This window comes from Microcoleus sp. (assembly GCF_041354475.1).
In the GTDB taxonomy this organism is placed as follows: Bacteria; Cyanobacteriota; Cyanobacteriia; order Cyanobacteriales; family Microcoleaceae; genus Microcoleus.
Map to the genome: position 1 here is coordinate 26,629 of NZ_JBGJZU010000051.1, position 21,176 is coordinate 47,804.

Genomic DNA, 21,176 nt, shown 5'->3' on the forward strand with positions numbered 1-21,176 from the left:
CAGATTGATGTTTGTAGAATCCGCTCTCAGGCCAGTTTTGGAGAATGTTGCCAGATGTAGTTGTTAGGGAACCCCCCCGAAAACCAAGCGTCAGGAAACAAACAGGAAGAGCGTTAGCCCGCTAATGGTCTGCTATTATCGGGAAACTGAGGTAGCGTCAAATTCTGCCAAATATAGCCGACCCGCTACCTGGTGTCGATCGCTCGCGGTGAAAGCTGCCGTCAGCACCCGTTAAAACGATCGAAAAGTAATAAGTTTACTCGGCTAGTCCTGGTAAATTCTATGGAATTATAACTGTTAGTGGTTTAGTGGTTGTCGCTCTTTTCCTACCACAGTTAGATTAAAAGGGGAAGCGCAAGTCAGTTGGAGACACAAAAATGACAGGACTTTTTCAAATCGGGGATAAATTACTGCAAGCTCAGGATATGCCATCGCTCCTGAAGCGCTATCAGTTGATGCCACAATTTTTGCGGGGCGTAATCATCGACCAAGCGATCGCATCCTTCAGTTGCAGCGACGAAGAACGCCAATCCGCCTTGGAGAACTTTCTGGTTCAGCACCAACTGACAGCCCCCGAAGCCAGAGAAGCTTGGCTTCGCAGCCAGCATATGACCATAGAAGAACTTCAAGAAATGGTCACCAGACCCTTGCTGATCGAAAAATTTAAGCAAGAAACTTGGAGACCTAAAGTAGATAACTATTTTTTAACCCGCAAAGCCAGCCTAGACCACGTAGTCTATTCCCTGGTCCGCACTAAAAATCCAGCATTAGCCAACGAACTATACTTTCGCATCTCGGAAGGGGAACAAAGCTTTGCTGAAGTGGCCCAGCAATTTTCCGAAGGCCCAGAGTCCAAGTCCGGCGGGTTGTTAGGACCAGTACCCCTCAGTCAGCCGCACCCAGCAATCAGTAAACTTTTGTCAGTGAGCAAACCAAATCAACTTTGGATGCCACGTCCTCTGGCAGAATGGATGGTCATTATTCGACTAGAAAAATTCATGCCAGCTCAGCTAGACGAATCGATGCGACTGCACTTAATTAACGAACTATTTGAAACCTGGGTAGCCGAACAAATATCGAAAATAGGCCCGCTACAGCCGCTCTCTTCGGTGTCTTCAATCTCATGAAGATCTAGCAATGAGGGGTCAGTTACCCCCCATTGAGCCGTTGGACTGTGGAGACTCGATCGACTAACTCCGCATCCTGACAACCATCAAACAGTAAAGGGTGCGAGTCAATTTTTCAATCTAAAATCTAAAATCTAAAATCTAAAATCGGATGACTTCTTCCGCTGTTTCCCCATCTCAGATTCAGGATTTCCTGGCTCAAACTCCCCCTTTTGACCGACTCTCGGAGACGGCACTCACCGCTTTGGTGGCGAAATGCCAACTGTTAGGTTATCGGACTGGGCAGCCGTTGTTTGAACGGGAAAAAATGCCGACTCAGGTGGCAATTATCTATGATGGTCAGGCCCGACTCCTGGGCTTTGACCAGCGCTCTCAACGCCACGTCAGTTTACGGTTGGTACAGCCCAAGGAAATTCTCGGCTGGGCGGGTTTGCTCAGGTGTGTTCCTTGCGAAACTGCGATCGCCTCTACAAATGTAATTGCGATCGTCATACAAGCCGAAGATTTTCTCAGCTTACTAGAAAAACAGCCGCAATTTGGAGAAGCCTTTCGCGAACATTGTTCCTTGAGCGAAGTATTTGAACTGTTGAGCCTAGAATTGCAACGCCAGGCCGATTCTTCCTCTAACCTCAAGGACATCACTGTGCAAGCTTGGCAAGATGCGAAAGTGATCAACCTGCCCAATGGTAACAAAAAAACCCAAGAGCTCGCCAAAGAGTTAGAGGGCGATCGCATTTGGCTAGTCAGCAGCGGCGTCTTGGGCGACTTTCCCACCGGCAGTCGCTTACATCTTAACGGCGAAGCCAAATCCCTAAAAGTAGAAGGCCGCCTGGGCACTCGCTTGGTAGGCTTCCGGGAACCCCCACCACCAACACCAGAAGCAGATCCCCTAAACGATCCCGCAGAAATCGAACCAGGAGACTTGGAGAACCAGAGTCTCTTTGACAAAGTAACCATCGCCCCACCGCGTCCCCCAGAACCCTCATCGAGCCAAACCAAGGATGCTGCTAAATACCCAGTTTTCCGGGGCCGAGGGCAAATAGACGGGCCACTAGCTTGCTTCCAGATGTTAAGCAAGTATTTTGGCATGAAGTTTCGTCGAGATATCATCCGCAAAGTTCTCGACAATCAGTTAAAAACCGCTGGTTCCATCAGTATCCAAGCCTGCGGTGCGATCGCCCAAAGCATCGGCCTGACACCTCAAATGGCCCAAGTACCAGCAGAAGCAATCAACCGCATCAAAGCCCCGGTAATGATTAAATGGAAAGACAGCTTTGCCATTATTTACAGCATTACCGAGCAGGAATTAACCATCGCCAGCCCCGAAGAAGGGCTGATGCGAAAGCGCGTAGCTCAGTTTAGAGAAGTCTGGGGAGAATCAGGAGAAGTCCTGCTGCTACAAGCCCCGCAAGTTGAACAAAAAGAACAGTTCAGCTTCTGGTGGTTCGTGCCAGCCTTGATGGAACACAAAACAGTATTTATTGAGGTGTTGCTCGCCTCGTTTTTTGTACAGCTATTCGGTCTTGCCAATCCCTTAATTAGCCAAGTAATTATTGATAAAGTATTAGGTCAACGCAGCATTGATACCCTAGATATTTTAGGGGCATTTCTGTTAGGAGTTGCCTTGTTTGAAGGACTCCTCAATGCTTTGCGTACCTTTTTGTTCATAGACACTTCCAACCGCATAGATGTCAAATTGAGCGCCGAAGTCATCGACCACTTACTCCGGCTTCCCCAGAATTACTTTGACAATCGGCGCGTGGGAGATTTGGTCTACAAATTTAGCATGATGGGCCAGATTCGGGAATTCATGACTGGTACAGCCCTGACAGTAGTTCTCGATGCAGTATTTTCGGTGGTTTACGTCGCCGTGATGCTCTCCTACAGCGTTCAGTTAACGGCAGTATCTTTGGCCGTCGTACCAGTGCTTGCCCTGATGATCGTGCTGATCAATCCCCTGGTGCTGCGCCTGATTAAACAAAGAAATATGCGTTTTGCTGACTCTCAATCTTATTTAGTGGAAGTAGTCAGCGGGATTCAAACTGTTAAGGCGCAAAATATTGAATTGAAATCCCGCTGGGAGTGGTCTAGCCGCTATGCTAAATACATTACTGCCAGTTTTAAAACTATTATTACCGGGACTACCGCCGGTACAGTTAGTAGCTTCTTAAACCAAGTTGGTAACTTAGCTCAGTTGTGGGTGGGAGCTTATTTAGTATTGAAAAATGACATCACTTTGGGTCAGTTAATTGCTTTCCGAATTATTTCGGGGAACGTGACAGGTTCATTGCTCAGGTTTGTCAGCGTTTGGCAGAGTTTCCAAGAGGTGTCAATGTCGATCGATATGCTTAAGGATGTCGTCGATACGCCCACGGAAACCAGCGATGAAGACCGCAGCAACATCCCGATGCCCGCAATTCAAGGACAGGTAGCCTATGAGGAGGTTTCCTTCCGATTTCTGGAGAGCGGGTCGCTGCAATTGGCTAATGTGAATTTAGAATTTACGGCTGGTAGTTTTGTGGGAATTGTGGGGGGAAGCGGTTCCGGTAAGAGTACAGCGATGAAGCTGTTGCAGCGTCTTTATCCGCCACTTTCTGGTCGGATTTTTATTGACGGATATGACATTGCTAAGGTGGAATTGTATTCCCTCCGCAGCCAACTTGGGGTGGTGCTCCAAGATACTTTGTTGTTTAACTGTACGGTGCAGGAAAATATTGCTCTGAGCAATCCCGACGCGAGCACGGATGAGATTGTCCGAGCTGCGAAACTAGCAGTAGCCCACGATTTTATTATGGGCTTACCCGCTGGCTATAATACGGTAGTGGGAGAGCGGGGTTCTTCGCTTTCTGGGGGTCAAAGGCAACGTTTGGCGATCGCCCGGACAATCTTGCAAAACCCCAGACTGCTGATTTTGGACGAAGCTACCAGCGCCCTAGACTATCATTCCGAACGCCAAGTTTGTAATAACTTAGCAGAAGCTTTTAAGGGTCGCACGGTGTTTTTCATTACTCACCGTCTGACTACCATCCAAAATGCGGATGTGATTATTATGATGGATCAAGGTGCTGTAGTCGAGCAGGGAACTCATAAAGAATTAATGAGTCTTAAAGGGCGTTACTATTGCCTCTTCCAACAACAAGAGTCATCTAACACTTGATAACCAAAAAATTACCAAATAACTAATAACAAGTAAACCCATGGCAATGAAATCCATAATGCTCTCAGAGCAACCAGTCATTCTAGAAAAACCAGCGATTTGGTCGCGCTTGTTTTTGTGGATGATCATGTTGATGACCACTTCAGCAGTAGTTTGGGCCTATTTTGCTAGCGTCGAACAATCCGTACCCGCCGTCGGTCAATTGGAACTCAAAGATGGTGCCAGAGACATCCAAGCGCCTGCTACCGGGGCGGTGGTGAGAGTTCACGTCGAAAATGGCGATCGCGTAGAAAAAAACCAGCCTTTGCTTACTTTTAACCCCGTGGCATCCAGTGCCGATTTCACATCCCTGAAGAAAACCAAAGAAGCCCTGGAAAAGGAAAACAAATTTTACCAAGATGTGGTAAACGGCAGCATTCAAGGTCCGATTCCTTCTAACCTAGAATCAACCATCAAAGATAGGCAAAGCATCAGTGCACAAAATCAAGTGCTGCAAGCCTTAATTGACGAACTCTACCTGAACCGAGGAGCCAGCGGCAACTTTGATGCAGCTCAGCAAGGGCTTTATGTTAATTATCGATCGGAATTTCTGTCTCGTGCAGCCGCCGTCCAAGGACAAATTCAGGAGTTGCAAAAACAACTCAAACAAGCTGAAGATGCCGAAAAAGCAGCAGGCGATCAAATGACAGTCGCCCAGCAACAACTGGGTTTTGCCCAGAACCAATTAAACTATTCTCAGCAACAGTTAGATTCTGCCAAAGAGCAAGTAAAATCTGCCGAATCTCAGAAAATCTTAGCCGACGAACAGTTAGCCAAGTCCCAACAGGTGCTCAAGTCCAATCAAGGCATTTTGAGCAGACTAGGCCCACTGGTGGAAGCAGGAGCGATCGCTGAACTCCAAAAAGAAAAACAGGAGCAAGATGTTTTCCGAGGCCAAAGCGATGTCCTGAAACAACAAGATCAAATCAAGCAGCGCGAAGGTGAAATAAATGCCCGTAAAGGCGACATCAATACCCGCAGAGGTGAGATAAACACCCGCAGAGGTGAGATTAACGCCAGACAAGGTGACATCCAAAAAATCACTGCTGAAATCCAACGCCAGCGAGGAGAGCAAGAACGAATTCAAGAATCGATTAAGCGAGCAGAGGAACAGTTGAAAAACACCAAGGATTCCTGGGCAAAAGAACTGTATACTAAAATTTCCGAAAACCAGAAACAAATTGCCAGCAGCGATTCTCAACTGAGTCGGTACAAAGTAGAAAACCTGAAAAAGTTATCAGACATCAATTCTCAACTAGAAAAGGCACAGGAAAACCGTAACACTCAAGTTCTGAAGTCCCCAGTATCCGGCGTGATTTTTGATTTGAAACCTTCTACCAAGGAGAAATCTAAATTGGATCTGGCAAAAGATCCGATCTGTCAATCCATTATTAACTCAGTGTTGAAACCGGGGGAACCGCGCCCCAAACGCTGCGAAGAGGCTTATTATGAAGCGCAGCAAACTGAGAAATTGCTCAAAGTTTTGGATGACGAAAACGGTTTGCAAGCAACAGTTTATTTGGAAAATAGCAACGTAGCCCTGGTATTGGATGCTTTGAGACAGAAGCGGGCAAAATTGGAGCAGTATCACGGCAAACAATTGGATGGAGAAAAGATTGACTGCGAAAAAGGTAAAAGTTGCGCTTGTCCTGAGAAGGAAGTTAACAGAGATAAACTGGGTTTGACTAAATACCAATGCGTGCCTGTGGAAGTGAATGTAGAAGCTTTCCCGGCGATGGAATTTGGTACTGCTGAAGGTGAAGTGATAGATATTAGCAGCGATGCTGTGGCTCCCACAGAACTGCGGAAATACTACGCTTTTAAAACCACAATTAAGCTCAACAATCAAAAGTTTGTTTTGAACAAGGACAAGCCGAATCAAGTGGAAGTTAATTTGCAGTCAGGAATGGCAGTGAGTTCTAATATCAATATTGGTAAGCGGACTGTTTTGCAGATGTTTATCAACCGATTTACTGGCAAATTGGATACCTTCAAGACTGTTAAGTAGCCACTAGAATTCAGCGATTGCAGGGCTTTTATAAAACCGATAGTCCGGCAGGGGTTAAAACCCCTGCCTCAAAGCAAAAGTCCTCTCAAGAGGACTCATATCAATTCCGGTTGTATCGGAATGATTTAACCGCGAAGGCGCGTTCGGCGAAGCCGTTCCCGTAGGGTAGGACGCGAAGGAAGAGAAGAGAGAGTTTAATAATTCCAATGAAGAGAGGATTTGATATCAGAAGAAGAATTTTCAACCATTAGTCATCTTTGAGAGGACTGTCACTATTAGACAGGGAATTCATATCCCGCTATATTAAATGGATTGCTGATATTTTTCCAACAATTCCGGGATGTAATCATAGCCATCAACTCCGATCGCCGGAATGATACTTCCTCGACTCTTAGCCAAAGACTCTTTAAAAGCCTCAGCCCCCATTTGTCCCCGCAAAATAGTCAGTAAACCAGCCGATTGACGCCACTCCATCGCCCCAATTTGCTCTAAAATATACATCCCCAAACTGCCAGCAAATATAGCTTTTTCCAGCTCATTGATACTGTAATAAGCTTGAGCTAAATAGGCCAAATTCAGACCTTGCAAATACAAGTCCCCGGAGAATTGGGCCGCTTGCCAACCTTTGACCAAATATTCGATCGCACTTTCAGAATTTTCCAGCGCAATTTTAGCAATCCCCAGACTGCTGGAACAAAAAGCTTGACTTTGCATATCTCCCAACCTTTCCGACAGCAACAAGCCTTGTTCCAAATAGCCGATCGCACTTTCATACACCTCCGGCTCCACATCCTCCAATTGTCGTGCCTGAAACACCTCGCTATAACCCAAATTAGCTAGAGCATTCGCCTCACCTTGCCGCTCACCCGCTTGTCGTGCCATAATTAAAGCCCGCTGACTGTAATTAATCGCTTCCTGATAGTTTTTCTGAGAAACATAGTTGCGGCTGATGTGATTGAGATTAGCAACTTCGCAGGCTTTATCATCTTCCCTACGGGCAATTTCCAGCGCTTCTTTGTGCAGTAAGATCGATCGCTCATAGGCTCCCACAGCCCGCATCGAATAACCCAACAGCGTCAAAATTCGAGCCTTAGCTTGAGTACCTTCAACCCGTCGCAGCGGTTCATCTAAATACTCCAAAGTATGCCGCAGAGATTTGCCATCAAAGGAGGCGAAAATCCCGCCGTAAAGCGGAAAGTATTCCCGTTGAGAAAAAGCCCGCAAAATTTGCAACGTTACTTGAAAACAAGCATTTGCCAACTGTTCGCCGCTTTTGGTAGAATTATTAAATCCACTGGCCAACTGACTCCAAATTACCGAAAAAGTAATGTAAGTAGAAATTGAAGCTTTGGTTGAAACTTTGGAGTCGTAAACTTGCTTGTCAAACCATGTCGCCAAAGCCCGCTGCAAGCACTGCAAAATAATCGCTAATTCCACCAAAGCGCCCAATTCTAAACTCGATTGTTTCGCAGCCAATTCAACTATCGATTCACCCATCGCAATTGTCTGCAAAAGAGCGTGAGGAAACGGACTTTTCACCTTTTTTGCCCAAAAAGCCCAAGGTCCAGTTTGTTCGGGACTACCGGCAAATCCTAGCTGCTGTGGCTGATAAATCCAGCCTACAAGTTCCGGTTCCAGCCGTTGCCAAGATTCTAAACCTTTGGCAATCCCAGCGGTGATTTGCTGCAAGTCCCGCTCGGTTTCGGGATTGGAAGTTTGCAGCATTTGTTGGTGCAGCGATTTTGCTAATTGCTGCAATTGATCGAGAGTCAGGGGCAGTTCTTTGTTGGGGTCAATTATTTGTAATAATGCTAGAAGACGGGCGTTAGATTCGGCGGTGAGGATTTGTTGGATGGCCGAGGCGATCGCACTGGAAACTCGGTTATCCTTTTGCCAGCGTTCCCATTCTCCTTGGATAGTTTTTAGCGCTCTGAGGGTGCGATTTGCTTTGGCTTGTTTGATTTCGTCTTTTTCATTTTTGAGCAGGTTTTCGGTGGCATCTAGGCGTTCTCCGAAACAGCGTTCAAAAATTTCGCCAGTGCCGGTGCCGATGTCTTGGACGAGCATTTGATATACTTGTTCTTTGGAGCGAATTTGACCCTTGAGGGTGATTTCGACAATTTTGTCGATCAGGGCTAAGTAGCGATCGCGCAATGAGGTAGATTCTGGCATAAGTAGTGTTTTGTTAATAATTTTTTATGGACAGTGCTAGCAGCATTTAACGCTACTATTTCATCTTACAGTTTAAAAAAATGTTTGTAGTGAGGACTTTAGTCACCAGCAGTTAAAGACTCCAGTCCTCATTACCAACTAATTTTATTTTTGGATGAAAGAGAAAGTCCTATTATTTCATTTTACAGCTCATCGGGATTAATGCCCATTGCTCGGAGGCGATCGGCTAAACGATTTGCCCGCTCTCTTTCTGAATCAGCTTGCTGTTTTTCAAATTCAGCACGTTGCCTTTCTAATTCAGCTTGCTGTTTTTCAAATTCAGCACGTTGCCTTTCTAATTCAGCTTGCTGTTTTTCAAATTCAGCACGTTGCCTTTCTGATTCAGCTTGCTGTCTTTCAATTTCTGCTTGCTGTCTTTCAAACTCGGCTCGTTGGCTTTCCAATTGAGCTCGTTGTCTCTCAAATTCTTCAGGATTCAGAATCAAATTCCCATCAATATCATACCAGCGCAGCCACAACCTTTCATTTTGCAGGAAAGCACCTTGCCACAAACCCAAACTTAACTGTATTTCCGGTATCCAAAATCGAGAACCAGTTAACACTTGTTCGCGGTAACGGTTGCCAATTAAGCGAAATACTCTCAATTGATTGTTGTATTTGCTAAACACAAAGTAATAAGGAATCCGCAAAATTCTCTCGTAAACCTGCCACTTAGTCGGAGGTTTGTTTGGTTCAGATTCTGTCAGCCCCAAATCTTCATCTTCCGTACTTGGTGACAGAAATTCGATCGCAATCAAAGGATTGACTGCTTCATCCCAAATCACGTAACTTTGGCGCAAGTCTCTGTCTTGATAAAATCTCGAAACGCCCACAACTAAGTACCAATCGGGTCTTTTGTACCAATTGGGATGGTTGGAATCGTAGTATAGATTCAGATCGCTGGCCGAAAATACGCGATCGCGTGGATAATTAGAAGGAATGCAGCTAGCAGACAAAAGTTGTGCTTGCCATTGATGATATTCGTCAGGCAAGCCTGGGTGCTCCGGGTCTTCACTGGGTAGATCGTACATCGTCGGCAGCACTTTTGTTGGGGAAGATTGCGAATCTGGTATGTACATTGTTATCAGAAAACTGGGTTGAAAACCCCGTCACTTCGGCTACGCTCAGCACATCGCCTTATAGGACGGCTTTAATTATAAAACTTTGTTGCAATGCCAGCAAGTCTTGTTCCTAATAGATTAGCATAAAATAAGAGGTAAAGCCATGCTAGTTTTTGAGTTCAAAGCCTACGGAAAATCAAGTCAGTTCACAGCAGTAGATGAAGCAATTCGTACAGCCCAATTTGTCCGCAATAGCTGTTTACGCTATTGGATGGACAACCAGAAAGTGGACAAGTATGATTTGAACAAATATTGCGCTGTATTGGCTGGTGACTTTCCGTTTGCCTCGGAACTCAACTCTCAAGCTAGACAAGCTAGCGCTGAGAGAGCCTGGTCTGCTATCTCCCGATTTTATGAGAACTGCAAAAAAGGAATTCCTGGTAAAAAAGGATATCCGCAATTCCAGAAAGATTGTCGCTCAGTTGAGTATAAATCTACTGGATGGAAGTTAGCAGAAGATCGGAAGTCGATTAAGTTTACCGACAAAAAAGGAATTGGGAAACTCAAACTCAAAGGAACACGGGATTTACATTTTTACTCCTTTAGCCAAATAAAACGGGTGAGATTGGTGAAACGGGCTTCGGGCGTATATGTTCAATTCTCTATTGATGTTCACCGAAAAGAACAAACGGAATCTTCTGGGAATACCATTGGGTTAGACGTAGGACTGAAAGAATATTATACCGATTCCAACGGAGTGATGGTTGAAAATCCGAGATTCCTCCGAAAAGGTGAAAAAGTCCTCAAGCGTTGTCAACGTCGTGTTTCCAGAAAAGTTAAAGCTTCAAAGAATCGAGGCAAAGCTAGACAGATTTTAGGAAAACGCCACCTCAAAATAAGTAGGAAGCGCAAAGACCATGCAATCAAACTTGCAAGGTGCGTAGTTCAGTCAAACGACTTGATAGCCTACGAAGATTTGAGGATCAAGAATATGGCGAAGAATCACTGTTTGGCGAAGTCGATTAACGACGCATCTTGGTATCAGTTCCGTATCTGGCTTGAATACTTTGGCAAAGTATTTGGGAAAGTCACGGTTGCGGTTAATCCGCAATATACTAGCCAAGAATGCTCTAGCTGTGGTGCAATTGTCAAGAAAACGCTATCTACTAGAACACACGTTTGTCAGTGTGGTTGTGTAATGGATAGAGACTTCAATGCAGCTAGAAATATCCTCAGTCGAGGATTGGGTACGGTAGGGCATACCGGAACCTTTGCATTAAATGCAAGCAACGCTTTGGGAGATGATTCCTCTACTTTTGCTGGAGAAATCCTGCATCAGCAAGTCATGTCGTAGATCAAAGAATCCTCGTGCGTTCACGCCAGGGAGTGTCAAACAATTATCCCTGCGAGATGTTAAGGAGATACAGCCACTGCGGTAATTGTTACATTATAGCGTGATGTGATTTCTTGTGGCAGAAAATCGGTATCTTTTGCACCGGGAATTTTATCGAGATAGCAATCTTTTACTGCTAGCATAAAACCTTTGATTCCTTCTGGTGAATTTTGGGAGTCTGCTTTGTTCAAGAAATCTTGCCATTTACTCTCATCAGTTCCGTTAATATCTAGCAAATACAACGCAGCTAAATACTCGGCTAGCGGAGCTAAAGCAAAGCGGATTTTGTTGTGGGCGACACCTATTGTTTGGATGATGCTGAGTTTTTCTTCTAGATACTTGAGCCGTGATTCTGCATTTTCTTCACCCAGAGCATCTATCGCTTTTTGACGGTTTGCCGCTGCGGGGCAATAGGTTGGCTTTGGCTTCAGGCATTCCCAAGCGATGATTTTAGCATCTTTGTGGACGGTGGAATCGCTGAATTTATCCTCTGTTACACTGCGGTTGAGTTGGTTTAAGTATTGCAGCATTAACTCAGCAATATTATTCGGTAAATTGCCGTCTGTTGCCCCTTCTTTCTTGGCAATGAGTTGGTCGGCATAGAGTTTTGCTAGCAAAACAGTTATATTTCTGTCGCCGGCGATTGTGGATAGTTGGATACAGTTATTTAAAAATTCTGTATCGCTGAATAAGTCGCGCTTTTGCCGTTGGCTGAGATAGCTTTCCATGAACGATGACAGTCTATTTCCCGCAATGCGGAGAGGTTTGATTGCTGTCTTCGTGACTAGATCTAAAGGTTCTTCCAGCCGCGAAGTTACGAGCAAAGCATTCACGTAGAAATCTGGCATTCCCGGTCGAATTGCTGTTTGTGTATGTTCGCTCATTTCTGAGAGGTGATCGACGATGACTAGGATGCGCCGCTGTTTGAGCAATTGTTCTAATAATTCTTCATAAATCGGCTCGGCAGTGTCGGTTAGATCTTGCAATTTACCGCGAATTGCTTCGATTAATGGCTGTTTGCCTTCTGCTACTTTAATGTTTAGTTCTTCTTCGATTAGAACTGGCAGCATTCGATGATTGCAAATGCGTTCTTCAGGACGATCGGACATCGCCCATTTGCCAATCTGACAAGCTAAACTGGTTTTTCCTGCTCCCCCTTCTTCCCAAATCAACAAACAGCCGCGCTTTTGAGCAAATGTGGGCTGTAAATCTTTGCCTTTGAGGGTGCTCATAGTTTTGTTGTTGTTGAGTTCGACGCGAATGGGAACAAAAATTTCCATATCGTGCACTGTTTCCAGCTTCTGAAATTCCTTCTGCGTGGCTTGGATGTGTGCTGTCACCCAAGCATCGAGGACTCTGGGATGGTATTTGAGAAATAGCAAAAAACCGAGGGATACATCTGTACCGAGAAGTGGTATTTTGAAGCCGATCTGTTTTAAGATTTCGTAGATTCTGGGCAGCCACAGTGGGCGGATGGCAAAGGTTCCAAAGAGTAATAATAGGTAAATTCCGGTTCCCCAGACGTAGGGATTTTGGAGAATTGATTTGACAAATAGACGCTCGCTTTGTTCGGCTTTGAGTTCTTTGATGTATACACGGATATTTGCGATCGTTCGTTGTGAGAAATGAGCTTTAGGTTCAGCCAAAATTTTCAAGGCTGAGTCTAAATTTGATACAGCCTGATTTAACTCCGTTAAAGTTAGCGTCTTTGCTTTTTCTTGAAGGCTAAGAGCAATACTCTCCAAAGCATAGGCTGCACTGCTACGCACCTTTGTCTGGGAGTCTTGAAGCAGGGGAAATAGCTGCGACACAGCAGTTTTAGCTTCTGCACCGATATTCCCCAAAGCATCGGCTGCACTGCGACGCACATTAGCGTCTGAGTCTTGAAGCAGGGGAACTATCTCCAGCACAACTTTTTGAGCTTGTGCACCGATTCTCCCCAAAGCATAGGCTGCACTACTACGCACATTTGCGTCTGAGTCTTTAAGTAGAGGAAATAGCTGCGACACAGCAGTTTTAGCTTCTGCACCGATATTCCCCAAAGCAGAGGCTGCACTGCTAGGCACTTTTGGGTCTGAGTCTTGAAGCAGAGCAATTAGTTGTGGCACAGCAGTTTTAGCTTCTACACCGATATTCCCCAAAACATAGGCTGCACTCCTACGCACTTTTGGGTCTGAGTCTTGAAGCAGAGGAATTAGCTGTGGCACAGCAGTTTTAGCTTCTACACCGATATTCCCCAAAGCAGAGGCTGCACTGCTACGCACATTTGCGTCTGAGTCTTTAAGTAGAGGAAATAGCTGCGACACAGCAGTTTTAGCTTCTGCACCGATATTCCCCAAAGCATCGGCGGCACTGCTACGCACTTTTGGGTCTGAGTCTTTAAGCAGAGGAATTAGCTGTGGCACAGCAGTTTTAGCTTCTACACCGATATTCCCCAAAACATAGGCTGCACTCCTACGCACTTTTGGGTCTGAGTCTTGAAGCAGAGGAATTAGCTGTGGCACAGCAGTTTTAGCTTCTACACCGATATTATCCAAAGCAGAGGCTGCACTCTTACGCACTTTTGCATCTGAGTCTTTAAGCAGGGGAACTAGCTGTGGCGCCACAGTTTTAGCTTCTGCACCGATTATCCCCAAGGCAGAGGCGCCACCACTACGCACATCTGCATCTGAGTTTTTCAAGGCTTTAGCAAGGGCAGGAATAGCAGGGCCAGCAATTTGTTTCAGAACCTGGGCGGCACTCCGGCGGACTAGCAAATTCTGATCCTGCAAAGCTTCTATCAAAGCCGGTATGGCTGGTTCACCTATTTTTACTAATTTTTTAATAGTTGCATCAAGTTCCTTTTTATCGTTAGTTTTTAACTTCTCAATGAGGGAGGCAATTTCTTTGGGATTAGTCGTGGATGTGCTCAGGTTTTCAGCCGTAGCATTCCGAATCAACAGCAAAGGCGATGTGAAAGATAGAAACGAGAGGGCAATTACGGCAATTAATCTTTGTTGGTAGTATTTTGTCATGGCCTGAATCCTTGTATTTGAGGAGCAGTTTCAGTCATTTGAATAATTGTGTATACATTCTCATCAAACTGTTTTCGGGACTCCGGGCGATGTAATTTTGTGCTTGTCAGTGGTGAAGCAGATTTTGAGATAAACTGAAAGTTACTTATCTGTATCAGCTTTCCTATGCTCATTCCAAATGCAAAGAATGCAGTTGTTGATATTCGTAAACTTCGTGATTACTGCCTCAATTTAGAACACGACGATGGCAAGCACAAAGCAAGGCTTTTTTCGTCAATTATGGGGATGACGGCTGACGATGCTGAGGAATTGCGCCAAATCTTGCTTGAAGTCGTTAAGACTCAGGAAGCTCGGTTAGGGAGGCAAGATGAATTTGGGCAACGCTACACTCTCGACTTTAGCATAGAATGGCAAAATAGAAATGCAACTCTTCGGAGTGGCTGGATCATTGAGCGCGGGTCGGAAATTCCCAAATTAACGACCTGTTATCCTTTGTAATTAGTGTAGGTGATAAACATGATAAATAGTACAAGCAAATTGCTAGATGTTGTAGCCCTGACCGTTGACCTTCCCCAGTACAATTTGTGGCGCGGGCAGGTTGGGACGATAGTTGAGATGCTAGCAGATGGTGCTGCATTTGAAGTTGAATTTAGCGATCGCAATGGACGAACTTACGAGTCTGTCGGGTTACGTCCAGAGCAATTCATGGTACTACATTTTGAGCCAGCATCCCCCGATATCCAGTATGAAATGGCGACAGTGTAATGCGGCACAACAACCGTTTTGCAGCGAAAGGAAGGAAGCAATCCCAAAGCGCAAGCGAATTGCTTCCTTCCTCGCAATGACATGATGGCATTTATTCGTGTTTGCCGAAGTCTCAGGCATAATTAGATAATCACTATTTTATCATACTTGATGATTTCCGAACCCCTTAATCTCTCAAAATCCAATCCGGTTTTAGCCGCCCAAGGATTAACTCGCCGCTTTGGCGGTTTAATTGCCGTAAACAACGTATCTTTTACAGTTGAAAAAGACGAGATATTTGGACTAATCGGCCCTAACGGCGCTGGTAAGACTACTCTATTTAATGTAATGACTGGATTAATACCTGCTTCTAGTGGCAATCTGATTTATCAAAATGAAAATATTTCCCAATTGAAACCTTATCAAATTGCGAATAAAGGTATTGCCAGAACTTTTCAAAATATCCGGTTATTTGGGGAACTTTATGTTAGTGAAAACGTGGCGATCGCACGACACATCCACAGCCGATCGCACAATCCCGTTTTATCACTGCTAGCGGGCATATTTGCGTTACCAGCAGCGAACGCAATGGAGCGCGAAACCCACGCAAAAGCGTTGGAATTGTTGGAATTGGTCGGATTGGGCGATCGGGCTGGCGAACAAGCCAAAAACTTATGTTATGGCGACCAAAGACGTTTAGAAATTGCCCGTGCTTTAGCCCTAGAACCGCAAATATTGTTATTAGATGAACCAGCGGCGGGCATGAATCCGAATGAAAAGCACAAATTAAGCGAATTTATCCGCGAAGTGCGCCAAAAGTTCAATTTAACTGTAATATTGATCGAGCATCATGTACCGCTGGTGATGGGATTGTGCGATCGCATTGCCGTGCTACATTTCGGTCAACTAATTGCTTTGGGAGAACCTGCGATTGTCAGGAACGATCCTGCTGTAATTGAAGCTTATTTGGGAGATGAAAAATAGATAAACAGTTTCACTGGTTCCCAGGCTCTGCCTGGGAACCGATATCTAGAGGCTCTGCCTCGTTTGGTAACAGGCGAAATCGAGGCAGAGCCTCTGGATCTGCGTTACCAGGCAGAGCCTGGGAACGAGTAAGATTATCAACATATCAAGTTACAAAAAATGCACGAAACCCCACCTAAAACCACTCAAAATATCCTCTTAGAACTCAAAAACCTTTCTGTAAATTATGGCGGAATTCAAGCCCTGCAAAATATTAATCTCACAATTAATGCAGGCGAAGTTGTCAGCCTCATCGGTGCCAATGGTGCGGGGAAAAGTACCACACTCAGGGCTATTTCCAAAATAGTTAATTTGCACCAAGGGCAAATTATCTATAACGGGCGCGATATTACCCGCCGCCAAGCCCACGAAGTTGTCAAACTCGGAATCGCCCACAGCCCAGAAGGGAGAAGGGTTTTGGCGCAGCAAACGGTGTTGACAAACTTGGAATTAGGGGCCTATGTGCGATCGGACACAGTGGCCATAAAAGCTGATTTAGAGTACCAATTTAAACTATTTCCCAGGTTAGCAGAACGCCGCAATCAATTATCGGGAACCCTCAGCGGTGGGGAACAGCAAATGTTGGCGATCGCCCGCGCGTTGATGTCGCGCCCAAAACTGCTACTATTAGACGAACCCAGTTTGGGTTTAGCCCCCGCCATAGTCAAAGAAATCTTTGGGATTATTCAACATTTGCGCTCCACAGGCGTTACAATTCTCTTGGTCGAACAAAACGCCAGTTTAGCATTGCAAATTGCCGATCGAGGTTATGTACTAGAAGCTGGTAACATTACTCTCACAGGCCTGGCATCAGATTTGCTAAATGACGATCGAGTGAGGAGGGCATACTTAGGTTGACTTGGTTAATTTTAGGAATTTTTACCGCATTCTTTGAAGCCGTCAAAGACGTTTTTGGCAAACAAAATCTCAAAAAAAGTGACGAATATGTCGTCGCTTGGTCCCTCTCATTCTTTTCAGTCATCTCTTTGACTCCCTGGGTAATTTATACAGGAATTCCGGCATTAAACTCTCAATTTTGGGTCGCCCTATTAATCGGAGGTAGCATCAATGCTGTCACAGCCCTACTCTACATCAAAGCCATCAAAGTATCAGATTTATCCCTGACAGTACCCCTGGTAGCTTTGACACCGCTATTCATGTTGCTAACTTCACCCTTAATTGTTGGTGAATATCCCAAACTTTTTGATTATATTGGCATTTTTCTAATCGTATCAGGCTCTTACTTACTCAATATCAAAGATAAATCCCAGGGATATTTAGCCCCCTTCAAAGCACTGGTAAAAGAACCAGGACCGAAATTGATGTTAATGGTAGCATTCCTGTGGAGTATTACTTCAAATTTTGACAAAATAGGAGTTCAAAATTCATCCCCAATTTTTTGGATATTTTCTATATTTGGTACAATGAGTATCTTGCTACTCCCAATTTTATTGCACAAAACCCCAAATCCCAGCCGCAAAATCCTCAAACAATTACCCATGCTAGCAGCTATGGGGTTTTTCAATGCTATTGGAGTGCTTTGTCAAATGCAAGCTTTGACATTAACTTTAGTAGTACAAGTGATAGCAATTAAACGTACTAGCGTCTTAATGGGTGTATTGTTCGGTCACTTTATTTTCAAAGAAAAAGACATACAACAAAGATTACTAGGCGCAGCCATCATGGTTTTGGGAGTTTTCGTTATCAGTTTATAGATAGAAACCTCGGAAACAGAAAATCATCCATCTCTCTCTTCTCTTCCTCTGCGTATTCTGCGCCCTCTGTGGTTCAATTATTCTAATCCAACCGGATTTAAAATAAGTCATGTTATACTAAGAGCGATCGCACCTTTCATTATTTATCAACATAAACTAAAAATTAATGCACAAAATAGCCGCAACACCAGGAGGCTGGAACCCCCAAGCCGAAGGAGTAATATTCATCCAACAAACCCCCGCACCAATCGTATTTATTAGTGCGGCTGATACAGATATTCAAACCCTCGCAGCCGCTGCATCAAAACTACCAGCAGAATTCCCCAAACTGCGCGCGGTGAATCTCCTGCAATTGCAGCAACAACTAACCATTGACACCTATGCCGAAGAAATTTTACAACACGCCCAGGTAATTATTTTAAGGTTGTTAGGAGGGCGTTCCTATTGGTCTTATGGCTTGGAAATACTGCGCGAAACAGTGGAAAAAACCCAAGCTAAACTGATTATAATGCCCGGTGAGGACAGTCCAGACCCCGATTTAATCAGTCATTCAAATGTATCGCTGTCAGCAGTCAATCAACTATGGCGCTACTTCACAGAAGGCGGAGTCCAAAACTTTGTGAATGCCCTAAAATTTGCGGCTGATACTTGTCTCAAAACTGCTTACCATCCACCTTTACCTCAAACCGTTTCCCGCGTTGGAATTTATGATTGGGGAGGGAATGCGAGGGCTGGTTTTGAAACTTTTCAACCTGATTCCGATCCCCCTAAATCCCCCTTAACAAGGGGGACTTTGATTCCTGATTCCGATCCCCCTAAATCCCCCTTAACAAGGGGGACTTTGACCACTTCTTGCTCCCCCCTTATTAAGGGGGGCTGGGGGGGATCTCCGGGGCTGGAAACAGATGCTAAAGGACAGGAAGAGGGCGGGCACGGGGGCACCGCCCCTACGGTAGGAATCTTATTTTATCGCGCTCATTATCTGTCGGGAAATCTTGCACCAATCGATGCACTTTGTCAAGCGTTATCCGAGCGAGACTTAATACCCGTTCCCGTGTTTGTGTCTTCCTTGCGGGAACCTGAATTGCAAGTGGAATTGCTGGAATATTTTCAACCCAAAGACGCACAACCAATTCAATTATTGCTGAACACGACAAGTTTTGCAGTTTCAGGTTTCAACAGTCCCGACTCAGAACAAAATACTTTAAAATTATTAGATGTTCCAGTCTTGCAAGCCATATTTAGTGGCGGTGGTTTACAACAGCGGGAAAGTGACTTGCAAGGACTTTCGCCCCGCGATGTGGCGATGAATGTAGCTTTGCCAGAAGTGGATGGGAAAATCATTACGAGGGCGGTTTCTTTTAAGGCTGTCCAAACTTGGAATAGCGAATTAGAAACTGATGTTGTGGGTTATGTCGCTGCGGTCGATCGCATTTCATTTGTAGCAGATTTAACTACAAACTGGGTAAACCTCAAACAAACTCCCCCAGCCAACAGACGCATCGCCATCATTCTCGCCAATTATCCCACCCGCAACGCCAGATTAGCCAACGGTGTCGGCTTGGATACGCCTGCTAGCTGTGTGGAAATCCTGAAAGCTTTGCAGCAAGCTGGTTATCAAGTAGATAATATTCCCCACAGCGGCAACGAGTTAATTGAAATGCTCACATCCGGCGTGACAAATGACCCGGAAGGACGGGAATTGCGCCCTATAAATCAATATTTAGATTTGGCGGAATATCAAGAATATTTTGCAACTTTGCCGCAGCAAGTACAGGATGGAATTTGTAATAGATGGGGGTTGGCGACGGGGGAAAAAACGGAACTACTGACGGCGAACCTGTTCCCGATTCCGGGGATTCAGTTTGGGAATGTGTTTGTGGGAATTCAACCATCGCGGGGATATGAAATTGACCCTAGTTTGAACTATCACGCACCGGATTTAGAACCAACTCATAATTACCTAGCTTACTATCATTGGCTGCGGCAAAACTTTGGAAGTCAGGCAATAATTCATGCCGGAAAACATGGTAATTTAGAATGGCTTCCCGGTAAAAGTGTCGCTTTATCTAGTAATTGTTATCCCGAAGTTGCATTAGGCGCGATGCCGAATTTTTATCCGTTTATTGTCAACGATCCGGGGGAAGGTTCCCAGGCAAAAAGACGATCGCAAGCCGTGATAATCGACCACCTCACCCCGCCCATGACTCGCGCCGAACTTTATGGGCCTTTGCAGCAGTTAGAGGCCTTAATCGACGAATATTGCGAGGCGCAAAGCTTAGACCCGTCTCGATTACCGATGATTCGCGATCGCATTGTCGCCCTCACCAACAAAGAAAACTTAGACAAAGACTTAGGAATTCAACTAAATAAATCAGAATTTACCGAATTTATCACCCGCACCGATGGCTATCTTTGCGAACTCAAAGAATCCCAAATTCGCGACGGATTGCACATTTTTGGACAGTGCCCCCAAGGGCGACAGTTGAGAGATTTGATCATTGCGATCGCCCGCCATCCCACCAACGGGCGATCGGGCTTAACCCGCGCCCTAGCAGAAGACTCAGGCTATGATTTCGACCCCTTAACCTCCGATCCCACCTCCCAAATTCAACAGCGCACAGCGGGCGATTTAACAGCAGAAATAGAAGAACAAGCCATCCAATTAGTCGATAAATTAATCGAAAATCTCCCGGTTGACTCCCATGAATCGGCGATTAAAAATCTCCCCATAGGAAAAGCAACCAAACCAGAAATAGACTGGATAGCAAACTATCTTTTACCATCACTCCTCCAAACAAACCAAGAAATTACCAATCTTTTGCGTGGCTTAGATGGGGGCCACATAGCCAGCGGCGCATCCGGCGCACCCACCCGCGGCCGCCCCGATGTATTACCCACAGGCCGCAATTTTTACTCCGTAGATATCCGCGCTATTCCCACAGAAACCGCATGGAGAGTTGGGAAAGTTGCAGCCGAAACTTTAATCGAAAGATACACCCAAGAAAATGGCGAATATCCGAAAACTTTGGGCTTGTCTGTGTGGGGAACATCCACCATGCGAACCGGAGGAGATGACATTGCAGAAGCTCTAGCATTGATCGGAGTTCAGCCAGTTTGGGATGGCCCTTCGCGCCGGGTTGTAGATTTTGAAGTTTTGCCAATTTCAGTTTTGGGACGGCCCAGAGTCGATGTTACTTTGCGAATTTCTGGCTTTTTTCGGGATGCTTTTTTTAATTTAATTGATTTGTTTGATTCGGCGGTAAAAGCTGTGGCAGATTTAGATGAACCAGCCGAAAGCAATCCTTTAGCAGCACAGGTTAAGCAGGAAATTCAAGATTGGGAATCGACTGGTTTGAGTCGGGAAGAGGCTAAATTGCGATCGCAATTTCGCGTCTTTGGTTCCAAACCGGGTGCCTACGGCGCGGGACTTCAAGGCATAATTGAAGCTCAAAACTGGACAGATGATGGAGATTTAGCAAAAGCTTACATTAATTGGAGCAGTTACGCCTATACAAGTACCCCCCCTTATCAAGGTGGGGCTAATTCCACTCATACCCCCCCAACCCCCCCTTACCAAGGGGGGGCTAATTCCATGAATACCCCCCCAACCCCCCCTTACCAAGGGGGGGCTAATTCCATGAATACCCCCCCAACCCCCCCTTACCAAGGGGGGGCTAATTC

General features: G+C 45.3%; 13 protein-coding genes. 10 read left to right on the forward strand and 3 right to left on the reverse strand.

From position 1 onward, the window contains the following. The first annotated feature begins 377 nt into the window (after positions 1 to 377). The 3 genes from ACBR23_RS18665 (at position 378) to ACBR23_RS18675 (ending at position 6,331) form a co-directional block, all read left to right on the forward strand. The gene (locus ACBR23_RS18665; RefSeq protein ID WP_371116298.1) at positions 378 to 1,127 is read left to right on the forward strand and encodes a peptidylprolyl isomerase; all 750 of its coding nucleotides are present in this window, start codon (positions 378 to 380) and stop codon (positions 1,125 to 1,127) included. Between the two features lie 151 nt (positions 1,128 to 1,278). Beyond that, the gene (locus ACBR23_RS18670) at positions 1,279 to 4,284 is read left to right on the forward strand and encodes a peptidase domain-containing ABC transporter (protein WP_371120161.1); all 3,006 of its coding nucleotides are present in this window, start codon (positions 1,279 to 1,281) and stop codon (positions 4,282 to 4,284) included. A 40-nt stretch (positions 4,285 to 4,324) separates the two neighbouring features. Then, the gene (locus ACBR23_RS18675; protein WP_371116300.1) at positions 4,325 to 6,331 is read left to right on the forward strand and encodes a chromosome partitioning protein ParA; all 2,007 of its coding nucleotides are present in this window, start codon (positions 4,325 to 4,327) and stop codon (positions 6,329 to 6,331) included. A 303-nt stretch (positions 6,332 to 6,634) separates the two neighbouring features. On the opposite strand, the gene ACBR23_RS18680 is transcribed toward ACBR23_RS18675, so the two are convergent. Together ACBR23_RS18680 and ACBR23_RS18685 are read right to left on the reverse strand one after the other, a co-directional pair. Continuing rightward, entirely contained in the window at positions 6,635 to 8,503 is a 1,869-nt protein-coding gene (locus ACBR23_RS18680; RefSeq protein ID WP_371120160.1) for a hypothetical protein, read from the reverse strand. A 182-nt stretch (positions 8,504 to 8,685) separates the two neighbouring features. Further along, positions 8,686 to 9,621, reverse strand: a complete 936-nt coding sequence (locus ACBR23_RS18685) for a Uma2 family endonuclease (RefSeq protein ID WP_371120159.1) — start codon at positions 9,619 to 9,621, stop codon at positions 8,686 to 8,688. Positions 9,622 to 9,766: 145 nt separating this feature from the next. Between ACBR23_RS18685 and ACBR23_RS18690 the strand changes: the two genes are divergently transcribed. Further along, positions 9,767 to 10,957, forward strand: a complete 1,191-nt coding sequence (locus ACBR23_RS18690; protein ID WP_371120158.1) for an RNA-guided endonuclease InsQ/TnpB family protein — start codon at positions 9,767 to 9,769, stop codon at positions 10,955 to 10,957. Positions 10,958 to 11,016: 59 nt separating this feature from the next. On the opposite strand, the gene ACBR23_RS18695 is transcribed toward ACBR23_RS18690, so the two are convergent. Then, positions 11,017 to 14,010 carry a HEAT repeat domain-containing protein gene (locus ACBR23_RS18695; protein ID WP_371120157.1) on the reverse strand — a complete coding sequence of 998 codons (2,994 nt, stop codon included), beginning with the start codon at positions 14,008 to 14,010 and terminating at the stop codon, positions 11,017 to 11,019. 165 nt (positions 14,011 to 14,175) lie between these two features. Between ACBR23_RS18695 and ACBR23_RS18700 the strand changes: the two genes are divergently transcribed. The 6 genes from ACBR23_RS18700 to cobN form a co-directional block, all read left to right on the forward strand. Next, positions 14,176 to 14,508 carry a DUF6883 domain-containing protein gene (locus tag ACBR23_RS18700; protein ID WP_371116305.1) on the forward strand — a complete coding sequence of 111 codons (333 nt, stop codon included), beginning with the start codon at positions 14,176 to 14,178 and terminating at the stop codon, positions 14,506 to 14,508. Between the two features lie 18 nt (positions 14,509 to 14,526). Continuing rightward, on the forward strand, positions 14,527 to 14,775 hold the full coding sequence (locus tag ACBR23_RS18705) for a DUF4926 domain-containing protein (protein ID WP_371120156.1): 249 nt from the start codon (positions 14,527 to 14,529) through the stop codon (positions 14,773 to 14,775). A 150-nt stretch (positions 14,776 to 14,925) separates the two neighbouring features. Continuing rightward, complete coding sequence (locus ACBR23_RS18710; RefSeq protein ID WP_371120155.1) at positions 14,926 to 15,738, forward strand: ABC transporter ATP-binding protein; 813 nt, start codon at positions 14,926 to 14,928, stop codon at positions 15,736 to 15,738. A gap of 159 nt (positions 15,739 to 15,897) precedes the next feature. Further along, a complete protein-coding gene (locus ACBR23_RS18715) occupies positions 15,898 to 16,635 on the forward strand; it encodes an ABC transporter ATP-binding protein (protein ID WP_371120154.1) in 738 nt (245 codons plus the stop codon). Continuing rightward, complete coding sequence (locus ACBR23_RS18720; RefSeq protein WP_341739476.1) at positions 16,632 to 17,492, forward strand: EamA family transporter; 861 nt, start codon at positions 16,632 to 16,634, stop codon at positions 17,490 to 17,492. The genes ACBR23_RS18715 and ACBR23_RS18720 overlap by 4 nt, the downstream gene beginning before the upstream one ends. 166 nt (positions 17,493 to 17,658) lie before the next feature. Further along, on the forward strand, positions 17,659 to 21,176 hold a 3,518-nt coding region (gene cobN, locus ACBR23_RS18725), incomplete at its 3' end, for a cobaltochelatase subunit CobN (protein ID WP_371125671.1).